At 50.0% G+C, this 16,033-nt stretch carries 13 protein-coding genes; all 13 read right to left on the minus strand.

Annotation, left to right across the window (positions count from 1 at the left end; translation table 11 throughout):
• Window positions 1-30: 30 nt before the first annotated feature.
• The 13 genes from E5Q11_RS06570 to E5Q11_RS06630 all read right to left on the minus strand — a co-directional run bounded on the left by E5Q11_RS06570 (window position 31) and on the right by E5Q11_RS06630 (window position 16,029).
• Window positions 31-273, minus strand: a complete 243-nt coding sequence (locus E5Q11_RS06570) for a hypothetical protein (RefSeq protein WP_135802619.1) — start codon at window positions 271-273, stop codon at window positions 31-33.
• A 27-nt stretch (window positions 274-300) separates the two neighbouring features.
• Entirely contained in the window at window positions 301-1,545 is a 1,245-nt protein-coding gene (locus E5Q11_RS06575; protein WP_135802620.1) for a hypothetical protein, read from the minus strand.
• Entirely contained in the window at window positions 1,542-2,582 is a 1,041-nt protein-coding gene (locus E5Q11_RS06580; protein ID WP_135802621.1) for a hypothetical protein, read from the minus strand. Before E5Q11_RS06580 ends, E5Q11_RS06575 begins: the two co-directional genes overlap by 4 nt.
• Window positions 2,548-6,060 carry a hypothetical protein gene (locus E5Q11_RS06585; protein WP_135802622.1) on the minus strand — a complete coding sequence of 1,171 codons (3,513 nt, stop codon included), beginning with the start codon at window positions 6,058-6,060 and terminating at the stop codon, window positions 2,548-2,550. Before E5Q11_RS06585 ends, E5Q11_RS06580 begins: the two co-directional genes overlap by 35 nt.
• Window positions 6,047-6,748, minus strand: coding sequence for a DUF4123 domain-containing protein (locus E5Q11_RS06590; protein WP_191964420.1), 702 nt, complete (start codon window positions 6,746-6,748; stop codon window positions 6,047-6,049). Before E5Q11_RS06590 ends, E5Q11_RS06585 begins: the two co-directional genes overlap by 14 nt.
• 70 nt (window positions 6,749-6,818) lie before the next feature.
• Window positions 6,819-8,939 carry a type VI secretion system Vgr family protein gene (locus E5Q11_RS06595; RefSeq protein WP_135802624.1) on the minus strand — a complete coding sequence of 707 codons (2,121 nt, stop codon included), beginning with the start codon at window positions 8,937-8,939 and terminating at the stop codon, window positions 6,819-6,821.
• Window positions 8,940-9,065: 126 nt separating this feature from the next.
• Window positions 9,066-9,848 carry a 3'(2'),5'-bisphosphate nucleotidase CysQ gene (gene cysQ / locus E5Q11_RS06600; protein WP_135802625.1) on the minus strand — a complete coding sequence of 261 codons (783 nt, stop codon included), beginning with the start codon at window positions 9,846-9,848 and terminating at the stop codon, window positions 9,066-9,068.
• 208 nt (window positions 9,849-10,056) lie between these two features.
• Entirely contained in the window at window positions 10,057-11,373 is a 1,317-nt protein-coding gene (locus E5Q11_RS06605) for a lipopolysaccharide biosynthesis protein (RefSeq protein ID WP_225314861.1), read from the minus strand.
• The gene (locus E5Q11_RS06610; RefSeq protein WP_135802627.1) at window positions 11,373-12,320 is read right to left on the minus strand and encodes a glycosyltransferase family 2 protein; all 948 of its coding nucleotides are present in this window, start codon (window positions 12,318-12,320) and stop codon (window positions 11,373-11,375) included. Before E5Q11_RS06610 ends, E5Q11_RS06605 begins: the two co-directional genes overlap by 1 nt.
• Before the next feature lie 40 nt (window positions 12,321-12,360).
• Window positions 12,361-13,251, minus strand: coding sequence for a transketolase family protein (locus E5Q11_RS06615; protein WP_135802628.1), 891 nt, complete (start codon window positions 13,249-13,251; stop codon window positions 12,361-12,363).
• Window positions 13,244-14,050 carry a transketolase gene (locus tag E5Q11_RS06620; RefSeq protein WP_135802629.1) on the minus strand — a complete coding sequence of 269 codons (807 nt, stop codon included), beginning with the start codon at window positions 14,048-14,050 and terminating at the stop codon, window positions 13,244-13,246. Before E5Q11_RS06620 ends, E5Q11_RS06615 begins: the two co-directional genes overlap by 8 nt.
• Entirely contained in the window at window positions 14,040-14,981 is a 942-nt protein-coding gene (locus tag E5Q11_RS06625) for an FkbM family methyltransferase (protein WP_135802630.1), read from the minus strand. Before E5Q11_RS06625 ends, E5Q11_RS06620 begins: the two co-directional genes overlap by 11 nt.
• A complete protein-coding gene (locus E5Q11_RS06630; RefSeq protein WP_135802631.1) occupies window positions 14,974-16,029 on the minus strand; it encodes an NAD-dependent epimerase/dehydratase family protein in 1,056 nt (351 codons plus the stop codon). Before E5Q11_RS06630 ends, E5Q11_RS06625 begins: the two co-directional genes overlap by 8 nt.
• Between the last annotated feature and the right edge of the window lie 4 nt (window positions 16,030-16,033).

Genomic DNA, 16,033 nt, shown 5'->3' on the forward strand with positions numbered 1-16,033 from the left:
GATAATCCTTTATCCTGGGGGCAGACCCGATCAGGCATTGGCCAGCTTTCGCTCTACCTCCGACAGCCGGTGCTTCATCGCGTCATCAATCTCTTCTGGTTTGATACGTGAAATGATGTTTCGAAGAACGCGGATCTCGTTTTCATCGATCACACCATCCCGCTCAGCAATACGGACAAGCTCCCCCAACTCCTTTTCATCGAGCTTTCCGTCGTCGGTAAAGCACTGAATGGACCGGAAGGACAGTTCGAGGTAATCGCGGTTTTCTGACATCACTATTTCCTTTTGTTGAGATGAAACTCAGGCGCGGAAACGGCCCTTGGCCTGCTTCTTTTGCCTCTTTTCCTTGGGCGCCTCTTGCCACTTGGAAAGCGGCCCCACGCGGGTGAATCGCAGGCCGCCCTCGTAAGCTCGGATGAGCTGTTCGTTGATGGCCCGGAGTTCTTCAGACGGTTTGGCCCACTGTGCTTCTGGCAATGGTTCCGACGAGGCCTTCAATTCCTCAGGCAGCCCGCGCAGTGCCAGGGTCTTGATACGGCGCTCGGTGATGATGTGAGCCAGCGTGTCATCGTTCCTTGGGTCTGGACAAGCCTCGGGCCCGTCTTCCATGAACCGGCGAATGCACTCCCACTGGGCCAGGCCTGCGGTCTCATGACCCACGTTGATTTTCGCCGCTGCAAGTGCTGATTCCGGGTCATCAGGCTTGGGTATAGCCAGAGTGAGGAAGGTATTGGTAGTCATCAAACTGGGGCCGATGTTCTGCTGGGTTTCGATGTACGCGACGAGTTTTTCCCAGGGGTGAATTTCGTAGATGAGGCGGGGGGCGTGTTTTTTCTTTAGGCGCAGTGCGATGAAGAGATAAAGAGCAATCACCGTAATTTCAACACCGAGAACAACCAATCCCCAAAACACCAACATGTCGCGATATTGATCAGATGAATTGCCTTGGGTCACGGCGGAGGAAAGATAAACAATTGTGAGTATCAGCAAAATATACGCAATCAAGCCTGCATTTGTGTTCCAAAATGGTAACTTGAGCTTCTCACCGTCCGTCCAGCGAGGAACTGCGACCTCCCGGCGTTGTCGGTTTAACCGAATCGGTGGACTTTCCTTAAGCGCATTATTGCTGACGAAATACAGATAGAGTCCCCAAGGTAATGAAACCATGAGGTTTCCTACAAATATGTAGAGAGGGGAACCCCAATCCCAGTTTCCGTTTGAGTCAGGGCCTAGCGCTAACATTAGTCCAAACCCTAAAAATCCTGTAGACAGGATGCTCAAGCTCAGAAACATCAACGCAAATTCGGCACTGAATAAAAGGTTACCACCCTGTAGATCCAACCACCCCTCGGTTTTCCGCCGGATCCAGGAGTTAGCATCCACTGCCCGCTCTCCGGTTGCCACGGGTGCCGGGCTTAATGCCAATATCTGGCCGTCCTGAGTGGTGCGACGAGCGCCGGGCGGTAATACCGGAATGGCATCGGAGCGATAAGCAGGGACTTCACCAGATTCGTGATCGCCTTCCGGCGGACTCATTGTCGTCATAAAAATGTCTGGTACCCGACCGCTGGGATGTATGAGCCGTCATTAAGGTTGGGCACGCTCTGGGCCATGCGGTCTTTAAGGGTCTTCCAAGGGAAGTTTCGGATCTTTTCCATATGCGCCGGGTAGCCCTCCTTTTCCCACCACTCGATATCCATCGTTGCCCAGTAATCCGCTGGGCGGCCGCGCTTACCGGCAGCGTCGTATTCGGCCGTGGTCGGATCCAGGTGGCGATAAGGTTCCAAGGTAGGCACATCGGGTAAGGGCTGGCTGACATCCATGTAGCGTTGAAGCTCATCCCAGTGGGCGTAGAGTTCGGTGGTGGTGAGGTGGCCGGTTGAGGCCACAACCGTACTCCACCCCGTGTACCGGTGGTAGAGCTCCAGCTTATGGGTCACCGGCCCCTTGGGGCTGACATGAAACGAGATGTAGGGGTCAAACTCAACGAACGGCGCTTCAAAGGTTTCTTCTTTCCAGGTTCGAAATTTTACGATGCCGGTAGTGCGGAAGAAGCCGCAGCCTCGGTCTTTGGTGAGGAGATGTCCATAACGCCCTACTAACCAGGTAAGAGGGTAGCGGCAAAATAAGTGGAGACCAAAGACAATCGCCACCAAGTAAGTTCCATTGAACGTTCCAAATTTTATATGGGATGCAATATCCGCCAAAAGCGCACATGCTAAAAACAACTTCAGCATTCCATAATCCGCAAAAGCGCCTGGAATGGCCAACAACAATCTCCAGCGCATCTTCATGAGGTCCTTTGGCTTTTGATGATGGGTCCAGGCACCCCCCGCCATGTATCGCTTTCCGGACGCTAGCCTTTCCTGATAGTTGCTGAGGTAATTCGGACGGACGTGAATATCCAGGTAGGCATAGTCCCCCCAGGGCAGCCGTTCCAGATAGTCGGTACCACCGACAGCTCGGGTAAAACCATCCCGGGTTTCCAGCGCCTGCTGCTGCGGGATCGCGTCACGGCAATACGCTCCGGGGGCGTATGTCGATGCCTTAAGACGGCCTGTATGCGGATCGGTTGAGGACATTATCGATCTCAATTTCCAGATTGGTGAATTCTTGAGTAATTTCGCGAGGTTTTGCTTCTTTTTTGGTGCGATTCCAAACAGATACCTCGTAGGTCAACTTAAGGCTTTTAATCCAGTAGCGGGTGTAAACAGACTCGAGACTTCCTTCCGCTGGCAGCATTGGCGTTCTGAACTGCGACTCACTGATCACGAAACAGGCGGTTTGCTCGCCGTCAAAACTGTGATCAATGGGCTGAATGAGCCCTTTTTGGATGGCGGACTCGCTCTGCTTCCGGTCATGCGTCAGCGTGATGTTTCCAGTCTCGTGAGCCACCCGAACCCTGCCCCCAGGATCACGGCTGGGGCGGTCAAGGCTTCGCTCGTACGCCAATGTCCATTCCATGTTGAGTGGTTCACCCGTCACCGTGAATGCCGGAGTGCTGAATACAAATAAAGACTCCGCATTTCCTTCCCACATTTGCATACCCGTTTTCTGAAGCGCCGCAGATAGTTCATTGCCTGTTATGCGGATCAGTGAAATGGGCATCATTGCTCGGATCAGGCCCAGGTATGCCGCATCGTCTTTTTTCAGTTCCTCATTCTGTTCGTCCAGATCCCCCGAAAAAGGCCCTGCCCGCAGCCACTTACTCACTTCATCGTCTTTGACCTTGGAATACAGCCATTCGCCTGTACCGTATAGACAGAACCCCAGTAACGTTACCCAGCCCGCAGTGACTCTGCCGCCCCAGGCGAGAGTTCCTCGGACCCATTTTGAAGCGAAGCCCGAACCTGCTAACCGACTATCAATTGCCTGGACTAAAGCCTGGACGCCCGAACGCTGCAGGAACTTCTTGCCTGTAGGGGTCAAATAACGACCCGCGATGATGTCCGAGTTGGCCATAACGCCCAAGCCTGCGGCTTTAGTTAAATCCGTGCCGGCCAATTTCATGCGACCGTCTAATCCATGAGCTATTGCATCCCATGTAAATATGGCGGCTGTCATATTACCGGCTATCCAGCCGGCAGCCCCCAATTTGCTACGGACAACGTCTTCAGCTTCTTCGGCTGAGGAATTAATACCGTTCGAAAGTTCCGAGAACCATTGTGCGTTCTTGCTCAATCTACCGACCAAGTTGTCCAGTCCTTCAGATCGATTCGGAAGAGACGAAACAAAGAAGCCAGTGCTCACAGCCAAATCCAAACCTGCGCTGGCCAAACCTACCCCGTATCGGTAGGTCTCACCGGAATACCTGAAAGCACTCCATAAATTCCACAAATCCAACATAACCAGCAGGCCGGGCACTCCCATTGGGCTAACAACTCGTCCATACAGCCAGCTCTGGACGGGTCTTTGTTTGGCCGCCGCCTCAAAGCCCTCCACTTCAGCCAACTTCAGCGCTGTTGCCATGGCTGCGCCTGAGGTCAGAGTGTTCCCGGCATCGTCTACAACGCTGAGAAATACGAATTTCTTTCCATCCTCGCCCTGCAGTTCTAATGTGGTCTTCCCAGGGATGGCAGCCTCAACGAAGCCCTCAAAGGCCCCGATTACCTGACTGGCTTTAAATTCGAGGACAGCACCCTGCTTTTCCAGCTGTTCTTGAAAACCACCAAGCCACCACTGGCTTATTTCACTGAACGGTGTAGAAAAAGCATGTGCCCCGAAGCGGGTATCGTGAGCATGCTCTTCGGCGACAAGCTCGCCTGTTTCGGCCATGTGGCCACTGACACTGCGCAGGAAATTGCCTTCTAACGTCCTCAATTCATGCTTACGGTCCTTAAGCGCCGCAACCATTTTCTGAAGCTTTGCGCCCGTTGCATCGCCGGGCAAAGTGTCATCCAGCGCATTAAGAGGAAGCAGCTGCGCGGTCAATGGGTGAGCCCCCAGTAGCAGGGCTTCATTCAGCTCTTCAGCGCCAAAAGCACTCATTCTGCCCGCCTGTTGCGGCAGGACCAACGGATCCATCCGCCCCACCGTCACGCTCAATGCAGCGAGCAGAGGCCCGGTCTGGACATAGCCGGCGATATCATCACCTGCTTCCAGGTTGAAGAGGTCGCGTAGCACCTCGGTCAGGTTTTCGGGTCTTCGGGTATCATCGAGCAGTCGAACCAGCGCCCCTTGCGCCTCCACCAGAAAGTGCCTTAAGGCTTTTCGTTCAACCTCATACAAGGTTCGCAGCAACAGGCCGTCTTCACTGTCATCCAATCGGGTATCAAACCAACTTCCTTCGATATACAGAGGATTCGGACTGCCATCTGGCAGAGTTTCTCGGCGGAAGTTGTTATGGAACAGTTCGGCAGTATTGCCATGGGCGCGCGCGCTGATGTTATTTACCAGCTCAAACATTAATATAAGAGCCTGGTTGATATGGTTCGCGAGTTGTCTGGCGGCAAATAGGGGGTCACGGAGGGTCAGTGTTAACAGGCACCTGTCCCGTAGGCCTCTGAATACGTCCGTGCCAGGCCTTACCTCCGGTAATGCTTTGCCGACCAAATGCTGATGACGCCAACGTGGCAGTATTGTCTGCGGATAGATCCCCATATCCGCATCAACCACCGAGTCACCCGATTCAATGGCATCTCGCTGTGCAACAACTTCGTTCTGGATTTTTCGGGTTTCGCCGCCATCAACATCACGCAGCCATTGATTAAGCATAAATATGTCGCGCTCAAGCGGGTTATCGCGGGCACGCATGGGCTCAAGTTCGTCAACCAGATGCCAGTCGGGAAACATGGTACCCGGTATTCGGTTCAGGAATCCTTTCACTGCACCTGCGTTCCTGCACCGACTGGCGCGAAGGACACTGTTGGATTGCAGCGCTTCGATGTGCTGCCAGGACCATTGAGTATCGCTGAATGCGAGTTCCACATCATTGTATACGTCTTGGCCCAGCAATTTGGCGGGTATGTGCAACGTATCGGCGTCCGGCCCAACAGGAAGTCTTTGGCTTCTGTTTTTTTCAGGCCCCTGCCGGCATTTGCCGAGGTTTGTATCCCGCATCAATGGCGCCGAATCTTCGGCGGTTGTGACGGAGAGTTCTCGCCATAACTGGCCACGAAAGAAGACGTAGATCCATCCAGTCCGCAATGGTGCTGCAATACTCTCCCGATAACCGGTTAGTGGCCGTGGATAGCTTAATTCACCCACATCACAAAACAGTGTGGGATGCACTGCCACCATGAGGCTATTCTGATAATTCCTTTGTGGTGGCAAAAGCGCTTCAGGTGCGATCACCTTCCGCTCTAGCAAAGGTACAACGACTGTTTCATCGCCATGCAGCTCTAGAACCAGAGACCGCTCTTCAGGTGCATCAGCAGGGCCGGCCAAAATGGGGCCCATTCGTCCACGGTTTACTGGACAAGGTTCCAATGGCTCAAAGGAGGGTTGTTCCGCTTCGTGGTTCTGTAAACAATAGTTATGTCCATCGAGCGATTGCTCACCCGCCAACTCAAGCCAAAACCTGCGAGAGGGTTTGCAGGAGGGTTGCTTAACGCCTGACATTAACAAAATCCTTTTCAATTTGTTCGTGAAAATCCGGCTCCACGCTTTTCAACAAGGTTTCCAGCTCGTGATCCGACGAAGGGCATGAATGGCCAGCGGACCATAATTCGCGAATCATCAATGGGAGTCGTTGTGAGGCTTTAAGTTCAGCGGCAACTACCAAGCATCGGGGCCAACCGCTCACCCATGTGAGTAGTCGCTCAAAAGACTGGGACTGGTTCGCCCGCAAACCCTTTGCTTCATGAACCAAACCTCTTGCGCTCGACCAATGAACCCGATTCTTGTTATTTATCGACCAGATCAGGACCCCTCCATTACTTACCAGCCCACCAATCTCTTCGGGCAAACAGGCATTCAGAACTTCCAAAAATCTGCTGTCGTACGGCCGCAAAAAACATGGTCCGTATGTTTCGAAACGAACCATCAAACTGTTTCTTATGCCCGTTAACGCGTGTTCTTTCTCCTGCCGCAGTGCCAGCAAGACCAGCGCTTCATCTGATCCCCAGGTAGATACGGCTTGTTGGGCCAGTACGCTATTAAAATCTGTCCTGACAACTAGCGGACCCGCCTCCTTGTGCTCTTCAAAAGGCGTTTCGCTGAATAACCAGAACCAATCCGGCTGTTGATCAAGACTATAAATAGTTCTCAAAACTTCCGTGTTGTCGTATCTTGAGGCGTCAACGATCATTAAACAGCTGTCCTGCAAAGAGACGCCAGACTGATTGAGCGCTTCCTCAAAGTCGATCCACGACTCTGACTTATTGAGTGCAGGGGCAGTCGATAACATCACAGGATCCATCGCGTTTTTTATGACAAAGCTGCTGAGCGGGTGTCCTTTCAGACGCAGCGATCAGAAGCGCCTCGGCAGTGATCGGCGCCGGGCCTGAATCCGATCGCTGATCAACGCCCTCAAACGGTTCGGACTCAGATGCACCAACGTCTTTCTTGACCAACCCAGGCATCTCCGCCATCTGCACCTTCTGCCCGCTCCCCTTACCCGGCGAACCACCCGCATTCAACTTGATAGCCGCCCCACCCATAGCGACACCACTGGGATCAATCTTCACGAAACTACCGCCGGCTTTCAGGGTGATTTCCGCACCGGCTTCGATGACGGCTTTCTGGCCTGCCTTGATGTGCAGTTCGGTACCAGAGTCACTGAGCCAGGCGGTACCTGCTTTCAGGTGAAGGGTGCCGGTGACGTTGAAGCTCTGGTCTTTGCCTGTCTGTTCCCGCTTTTCGCCATCCACCGTGCTGTGCTGGTTGCCTTTGATGTGGCTGAAGTCGTTGTTCTCCACCGTGCGGTGGCTGTCGTTTTTGATGACTTCGGTGCGGTTGTTCTCGGTCAGCAGGTCCAGGTCTTTCTGGGCGTGGACGTAGATCTGTTGTTTGTCGGCTTCGTCTTCGAATCTCAGTTCGTTACTGCCCTCGCCCTTGTGGGTCTGGGTTTTTAAGGTGGTACGGGTTTTGTGTTCCGGCAGCGCGTAGGGTGGTGTGTTGGTGGCGTGATAGGTTCTGCCCGTGATGATCGGCTGATCCGGGTCGCCGTCCAGGAAGGACACGATGACTTCGTGGCCGATTCTGGGTAGAGCCATGAATCCATACTGGCCGCCGGCCCAGCCCTGACTAACTCTTAGCCAGGCGCTGGAGTGTTCATCATTTTTGGAGTATCTGTCCCAAGGGAATCTTACTTTGACTCTTCCATGTTCATCGCAGTGAATCTCTTCCCCGTCCGGGCCGGTGACGATGGCGATCTGGGGGCCGTCCATGAGTGGGCGATTGATGGTGTTAGGGTTTGGCCGCCAAGTTCGGTCAGCGGGGATGGCCTGGAAGTCGTTGTGATAGGTGGTGGGGCCACTGCCCCCCTCTTCTTCCAGAGCCTGGGGCTGTTCGCCTTTGTGGGTAATGCTGGTGAACAGCCATTCCCGGTTCAGGGTGTCGTTGTCGTGTTCGGTGAGTTCGGTCTTGGCGCCGGGGGTGAAATCCGGGCGGTTGCTTTTGCCTTTGGCGGTGCTGGCGTCGTTTCGTAATCCTTCCAGCCGGGATTCGGTAAAGGGCTGACCGCTGGCGTCGGCTTTGAATCGGCCGGGGTAGTCGTAGTGCTGATAGTCTTCCCGCTGGGCGTCCAACTTATCGGCCTGGTGTTCGTGCATCAGGGCGTAGGCGGGGTTCTTGAAGGTGTAGTCCTTCATGGCCACGGAGGCGGCTCTGACCCGTTCCTGATAGCTGAAACGGAAGATGGCGGGTTGCTGGGTGCTGCCGCCGGCTTTGGCGTTGTATTCAGAGGCCGGAAGCCTTGGGGCATCGCCGTGGTGGTCGGCGATGATCAGCTGGGGTTGTTCTTCGCCGTTGACGTCGCCGTGGCTGTATCGGTAGTGCCAGCCTTCTTCACAAGCCAATCTTTCCAGAAACGAGAGATCGCTTTCCCGATGCTGGACGCAGTATTCCCGCTCTTCGGGAACCCGTTTCAGATCGAAGGTGGTGTCGATGATGCCCCGCTCTTCCAGCAGGGTTTTGACAATGGCGTCGGTGGTCTGGGTCTGGAAAATGCGGCTGTTGTGCATCAGTCCTAAACGCCACAGCGGCGGCTGGATAATGACTTCATAGCGGGTACGGCGGTGGCCGGTGTCGCCCCGGGCGAATTCGTTGACCACGCCGGTGAAGCGGCGCAAAGGTTCGCCGTGCTGCCAGACCACCAGGTCAACCGGTTGTTCCAGTACGTCAGACGCAGAAATGTCGGAAAAGGTACTGGCCAGGTCCAGCCGGCCATGAAACAGTCTCGACAGGCTTTCGGTCAGCTCGAAGCCGACGACGCTGAAAAAATCCCGGGGGAGTCCGCCAATGGTGGCGGTGAACTGCAGTCCACTTGCCTGGGGCATGTCTTCGGTCCTTGAAGATCCAGATGGCTTTTATGTGCGCGCCCTTCCTGAGCAATGCAAAGTATAACGACCTTAAGGGGATATGTAACCCCAAGGCACAGAGACATGGATCACGCCTTGCTGCGTTTATCCCTGAACCCTTCGACGATACCAGGCGCCCGAGGCCACGAAAAAGGGATTCAGAACATCCTGTTTTCCATATTTAAGTGGCGCTCCGTCAAGGGTTTCAACCTTGCCACCCGCGGCCGACAGAACCGCATGTGCGGCGCCCGTATCCCACTCACAGGTCGGCCCCAACCTGGGGTAGATATCCGCATGGCCTTCTGCGATTCGACAGAACTTGAGCGAACTGCCTGCCTGAACGAGTTCCCGGGATTCGAATTTGGCGATGAAAGCCTTGGTGTCATCATTGAGGTGATTCTTGCTGGCGACCACACGTACCGTGTCGCCCGGCTCAGCGACTGTGATCCTCTGGATATTACCGTCCGAGTCACGCTTGAATGCGCCCTCGCCCTTTGAACCCCAGTAGGCCTCTTTCAATGCGGGTGCAGTGACGACGCCGAGCACCGGCTCGCCAGCTTCGATCAAAGCAATGTTAACGGTGAATTCACCTGTGCGTTGGGTGAAGTCCTTGGTGCCGTCGATCGGGTCGATTAACCAGAAGCGCTGCCATTTACTGCGTTCTTCCCACGGAATATCGGAGCCTTCTTCTGATAAAACAGGGATATCCGGCGTGAGCTCTTTGAGGCCGTCGACGATAATTTGATGGCTGGCGAGGTCTGCGGCGGTAATGGGGGATTCGTCTGATTTGTAGTTGACTTTGAAGTCGGTGGTGTAGATTTTTAGGACTTTCTTACTGGCGGAGTCGGCAAGTTTTAAGATTTTGGGAACTAGCGAAGGCAATTCCATGAGCAAATCCAATAGTTAGTTGAGCGAACGAGATCTTTAACGCTAAAACGAAGTTCGTAAAGAATACTTCACAGATCAACGCTCCTAGACCTGATCGTTCTATGACCAATGCGAAAAAAATCCACTGCCGAGTTCAAGAGGCCATATCTCAAAGCAATCTCTGGCTCAAAGTGCGACAGCCGCACGACGGTATAAGGATATAATATCACTAATTAATTATCCACAGCGACCAACCAATCATACCCACGACCACAATAGACGCGGGTATCATATTTATTAGATGTAAATATAAAGGCGCCTTAAATACTTTTTTATACATATAATAGTATGCTTGAACAAAATTGATATGAAACGCTCCCACTAAACACCAGCATAGTATTTCAATGTTTCGATAAAGGATACCTATTACAATAGCGCCAACCGTAAACACCGCAGAGAATGCACCGCTCAAAAACAGTGTGCGTGCGCTGTTCATCGCTTGAAAAAAACTTCCACAAGTTGACAGTACCACTTGAGCCGGAATCGCTATTGCAAGTATCTGAATTATTGGAATAACTCCTAACCATTGATTCCCGAGAATAATCAATACAAGCCAATCCGCGAGCGCAAACATGGCCAACCCCGCAACAGCACCTACAAGCGACAACTTGAATGTAAAGTCACGATGTATTGACTCTACTTGGACCGGATCGCCAGAGTATTTTCGGATAACCGGCTGTACCGCTGGTGTCATGGCAGAGGTTAAAAGCATTAACGGGTATCTCATTAATTGGTATGATTTATCATATGCTCCAAGCAGCTCCGCTCCCAGATATTTTCCAATCAAAATATTGTCGAGATTACGTGAAAAATAATTTATGAAATTGAAGCCAAACTGGTATCCACAAAACCCCAACAATGGCTTGATGGCCGAGAACTTCCTTCCCGGCATTGGGCTGCCGAATTCTGTATTAATCGAAAAATACCAGCTTATAAAAAAACGGGCTACAGCGTTTACGGTAGCCTTGGCTGCCAGAGCGTGCAGCGGATCAACCAACTGTACCAACCCAATTGTAAAGCTCGTACTGATTATTTCCGCCGCTATGCCGACATTTGCAATACGAAAGAAGGCTTGTTCACGCAGTAAAAACGCTGTGGGAATAATGCTGCCAGCAAAGAAAAGCAGGCTAACTGCAATATAAGGCACAACTTTATCAACACGGGGCATTTCGTAAAATGCCACAAAAATTGGACCAAGAAGTAAAAATAATAATGCTAATACAAATCCAATAAATAATGTTAATCCAAAGAGGCCGTCCCGATCAGCAGACTCCAATCGATTAATATTTATTATCGCAGGCCCAAGGCCTGCTTCAGCCATTAGTTGGAAGAAGGTGAAAAAAACCATTATGGCTGCAACAGTACCAAAAATGTCTGGCGTGAAAATTCTTGCCAAAATCATCATAGAAAACAAGCTAACAAGATACGATGCATAGCGTCCGAGCATGCTCTTGAAAATTGCTTTATATAGTGGCCTAGTTTTCACTAGAGACTGTAACGGTCGCGCGATTGATTAAAAACCTTCCTGATCACTGAACTGTAGATTCGAGGATATAGAAAAATTAAACGGAACTTTAGCTCGAAATCGATTTCGCTAGAACTGACTATACCTATAAATGCCTTTGCTGTATTAATTGGATTCTTACCGATTCCAAGTCGCCAAGGTTGTGCTTGAGCAAAAGCTAAGCTTGCCGCAAGCCTTTTAGGCTTATCATTTGGGAAAGCAATCTCATAATTTTTGAAAACATCACTTATAAGACCTGACGAATTATAACTCCAATCTTTAATATTCCCCTGACTCACTAATACCTGATACTTTGGTGCGTAAAATGTAAAACCTCGCAACATACAGTCTGTCAAAAAGAAAATAAACGGATATATGTTGTGATGCTTTGGATTTTTTATGTACTTATCATACAAAGAACTTCTCGCGACAACCAAACCACTCAACTGATGACCAAATCTTGAAAGCTCACAAACAGTCTTGAATCCAGGCTCATATTTTTTGACAGCGAAGGTTGCAGCCCTTTTTGGTACTATTTTTCCATCCATTAAAATATTGGAAAATCCAGGTATTACACAGAGTGCTTTTTCAGTTTTTATCACATTCAACACAAAGCTCAAGTATCCAGCCGGGATAAAATCGTCATCTCCAAGATACATTACGTAGTCGGCTTTTGATTTACTGAGCAAATATATGCAATTTTTTTCACCACCTATATTTTCTTCTTGAACATAGAATTCCAATTGGTAGTCAATGGATTTTTCGAACTCTCTCATGCGCTCCACGGTGTCGTCACAAGATGCATTATCAGATACTATAACTTTTATATATTTTTCCAATCCCTCATCTTGTATGAGATTATTCAAATGCCTCAAATTCTTTATTAGGAAGCTTGATCTATTGTAGGTGGGCAACAAAATATCGATCATAGGTTTAATCTTTTATCAAATATTTCACTTTTAATTGCAGCTATTTGGGCCCGATTCCGCCTAGGATATTGAGTGCGTTTTGGCTACCTACACTTCCGCAAACTTCGCGATTCAAAGCTTCAACAATAATCCGCCCCGTGAGGCCTGAGTGGCATGAAGCTGCTTCCAACAACCACGAACCAAACCCACAGTCATACAAGTGGTCTTCTATGGTATTCACCGCAGAACAATCAGCTATCTGCTCATTCTGCATGGGTTTGGCGGCCATCCCCCATAGCGGCAATGAGTTCACTGAAAAATCCGGGTCCGTTGAAGCCTGCCAACGATCCATCGCAATGGCTAGAGTCGCCCCGGTGCTTAGAAGCACATTACGACCAGATTCCAATGCTCCAGCAACATGAAGCCATTTCCCTGGCACGACGTCGGGCACCTTTTCGTGAAACGACCTTTCACCTGCTTTGCCCAGGCGAAGATACGAAGGCTGTGGGTTTTCAATTAAATAGCGCAGGCATGCCCGCACTTCAAGAGGATCGCCCGGAGCTGCAATCAACATATTGGGCAAACACCTAAACAGCCCGTAATCCTGAATCGCGTGGTGTGAGTATCCCAGAGCCCCGTAGGCCAACCCGCCACCGACCGCGACAACAGTTACCGATAAATTGTGATAATCCACATCATTTCGGATTTGTTCTGCACAGCGAAAGCTGGGGAAGTTCGCAATGGAGTAGGTGAAAACATGATACCCCTCCGAGGCCATTCCGGCGGCCAGTCCGGTCATGTTCTGTTCGGCGACTCCCGCATTAATAAATCGATCGGGAAACTCCTCTGCAAATGGTTCAACAACGCCGTAACCGAGGTCGCCTACAACGAGTGCGATTTGCGGATTAATTCGGGCTAGCTGTATAAGCTCATCAATAAAGGCATCACGCATTAGCTAATTCCTTTAAAGCTTGTCCTAACTGCTCATCGCTAGGCGGTCGGTAGTGCCAAAGCACGCTGTTCTCCATAAAACTGACACCTTTGCCTTTAATGGTGTGAGCGATAATAATCTTTGGCACCCCTTTTGGGCTCTCGGCGTCAAACGCCGTAACGAGCTGGAAATGATCATGGCCATCAACCTCTGACACTTGCCAACCAAAAGCAGAAAATTTGTCAGTCAGAGGCTCGAGGGCTAAGGTGTCGTGAACGCTACTAAGGCTCTGAATCTTATTGTAGTCGATGATTGCGACAAGATTATCCAGCTTATGATGAGCGGCAAACATCAAAGCTTCCCAATTCGAGCCCTCGTCCAGTTCACCGTCACTCAGCAAAACATAAGTTTTCCAAGCCATACCCTTCCTTTTCGCGGCTAATGCCTTGCCCACGCCAAATGGAAGCCCATGGCCGAGAGACCCTGTTGAAAACTCCACACCTGGTACTTTGTGGCTGATGTGATTCATCATCGGCGACCAATCGTCTCCGTAGGTTAGAAGCTCTTCTTTGCAAATGTAACCTAACTCTGCCAGGACGGAATAAACCGCAACACAAGCATGACCTTTACTCAGCAAAAACCGGTCTCTTTCATCCCACTGTGGCGTCGATGGGTCAACCCGCATCACTTCACCATATAAAACTGCAATAATATCACTGATTGATAAAGCACTACCGATGTGGGATGCCCGTGCTTTATTCACCATCTTAAGTGATTGGATACGAATTCTTCGGGCAAGCTCAATAGTGTCAATTTTCATGAAAGTTTTCTACAAACTGAATTTGTTTGGAATGCTTTTCTTTATGAAGGAATATATAATTTGTTTCTGACGTTTTATCAGAAATTTTTCCTAGAATTCTACATCCGGATCCAGATATGGCGAAGCAGCTATACCCAAGATTATCAAAATAATCCAAAAGGTCATTTGGGTGATAGGAAAATGATTTAGACCATTTTCGTAATAACTCTGTAAAAATTATCGGTGTGTAGCGCTCTATCGTTTTCTCTCCTCCACGAAAGACCAAAAGCTCTGCTCCTTCAACATCACACTTTATAACGTCAGGAGCAACCGAATAATTCGCGCACCAATCATCTAGCGTCAGTATCAAGGACTTAACTGGCTTCGCATTCGCATCCGCCGCCACATTTTTCAGGGACGCATTTGTGTTGCTCGTAGGCGCAACATAAAAATCAACGCTACCACTAGTATCAGACAACCCGTAATTAAAACAACTAATTCGTGAGCCGAGTTGATTTAACGAAACATTAGATAGAAGAAAAGTAAAGCTTTTGGGAATAGGCTCAAACGCGTAAATGTGAGCCTCAGGAGCTTGTTTGGCGAAGCGCAATGAGAACCAGCCAATATTTGCGCCAACATCGAGAATAGAACTTGCCTTGGCTGATAGAGCATCCATTATTTTGGATTCAGTTGGCTCATAGCTATCAAAATTTAGTATTTCTATGGGAGCTACACGGTTTTCATCCCGCGGAGCGATCATTTTGATTCGATCGTCCCCAATATCAAAAATCACACCTTCGTTCGAGATATTGATCTCGCGAATGTCGGTTTCCTTGATGAAATCCGAATAATCGAAAAGTATCTGATGCATGCTGGATGCCTGCTGGATATAGTCCGGCTTTTTTATGCCTCCGCTTTTATATAATTTTTTTAATATTTTAAGGTTACTCATTGCTAGAATAGCTCTCTATCATTCTACGAAATCCCATCTCAGGAGCCACTAAGGGCTTCCACCCTATCCTGGATAAATTAGCGATATCAGGGATCAGACGATTGAAGGTACTTTTTAGATAGTTAGACTGCTGCGAACGCATTTCGACTTCAAGCTTTTTATCAGGATAAAGAGTGACTAGGAGATCAGCCAACTCCCTGACTGATAACTCACCTTCCGGATTAGCAACGTTATATGGATTACCGCAAACTCCCTTTAAAAGAACAGTAAAAAAGCCAATCACAGCATCAGTGACGTAACAAAATGCTCGTCTGGCCGTACCGTCGCTATTCATGACTATATTTTCTCCCCGAATAATATTGAAAGCGAAGTCGGCAAAGACCCTCCCATCGTTTGGCTGCAATCCAGGGCCATAAGTATGAAAAGGACGAACAATAAAAGTCGGTATTTTGTATTGTTGACTCCAAGAAACGCAGAGCGTCTCGCCGAGCCTCTTGCTTTCTGCGTAACAGCTTCTTACGGTCGCAGGGTCAAGTACGCCGTAATCTCCTTCTTGAAGGACGCTGTTGTCGGGCACCTTCCCGTACACTTCACTACTACTAACGAAAAGAAAACCCCGGGGATCCGAACTGTTTGTGAGGAGCTGAAGTAGTGCAGCTGTACCAACGCTGTTTGGGAGCAACGTGTCCACCGGGTTAGTTGAATAGAACCGAGGACTGGCCAAACTCGCCGCATGAATGACATAGTTACAACCGGAGATGTTAGGTACTGCGATCTGGTTAAGATCCCACTCAAAGAACTCAAGATCCGGCACATCAAGACAATCGAACAGACTCTGCTTTGCCAGATCGATATTTCTCACGACAGCAATAACCCGAATCGGCCTGCCCAACTTACCAGACTGATTCAGTCGCAAAAGACTACGAACTAGATACCCACCGAGGAACCCTCCCGCTCCTGTTACCACTATCTTTGAACCGGACAACTTACCCCAGGGCAGATCTGCACCGATAATGTTTTGCAAATCCTCATCAATTATTTTGTTCATGGGG

Origin of the sequence: Marinobacter confluentis (assembly GCF_004785685.1) — a bacterium.
Lineage (GTDB): Bacteria > Pseudomonadota > Gammaproteobacteria > Pseudomonadales > Oleiphilaceae > Marinobacter > Marinobacter confluentis.

Coding starts and splice junctions, on each gene's coding strand:
- E5Q11_RS06570 (WP_135802619.1), bottom strand. CDS start 273: ATGTCAGAAAACCGCGATTACCTCGAACTGTCCTTCCGGTCCATTCAG.
- E5Q11_RS06575 (WP_135802620.1), bottom strand. CDS start 1,545: ATGACGACAATGAGTCCGCCGGAAGGCGATCACGAATCTGGTGAAGTC.
- E5Q11_RS06580 (WP_135802621.1), bottom strand. CDS start 2,582: ATGTCCTCAACCGATCCGCATACAGGCCGTCTTAAGGCATCGACATAC.
- E5Q11_RS06585 (WP_135802622.1), bottom strand. CDS start 6,060: ATGTCAGGCGTTAAGCAACCCTCCTGCAAACCCTCTCGCAGGTTTTGG.
- E5Q11_RS06590 (WP_191964420.1), bottom strand. CDS start 6,748: ATGATCGTTGACGCCTCAAGATACGACAACACGGAAGTTTTGAGAACT.
- E5Q11_RS06595 (WP_135802624.1), bottom strand. CDS start 8,939: ATGCCCCAGGCAAGTGGACTGCAGTTCACCGCCACCATTGGCGGACTC.
- cysQ (WP_135802625.1), bottom strand. CDS start 9,848: ATGGAATTGCCTTCGCTAGTTCCCAAAATCTTAAAACTTGCCGACTCC.
- E5Q11_RS06610 (WP_135802627.1), bottom strand. CDS start 12,320: ATGATCGATATTTTGTTGCCCACCTACAATAGATCAAGCTTCCTAATA.
- E5Q11_RS06615 (WP_135802628.1), bottom strand. CDS start 13,251: ATGCGTGATGCCTTTATTGATGAGCTTATACAGCTAGCCCGAATTAAT.
- E5Q11_RS06620 (WP_135802629.1), bottom strand. CDS start 14,050: ATGAAAATTGACACTATTGAGCTTGCCCGAAGAATTCGTATCCAATCA.
- E5Q11_RS06625 (WP_135802630.1), bottom strand. CDS start 14,981: ATGAGTAACCTTAAAATATTAAAAAAATTATATAAAAGCGGAGGCATA.
- E5Q11_RS06630 (WP_135802631.1), bottom strand. CDS start 16,029: ATGAACAAAATAATTGATGAGGATTTGCAAAACATTATCGGTGCAGAT.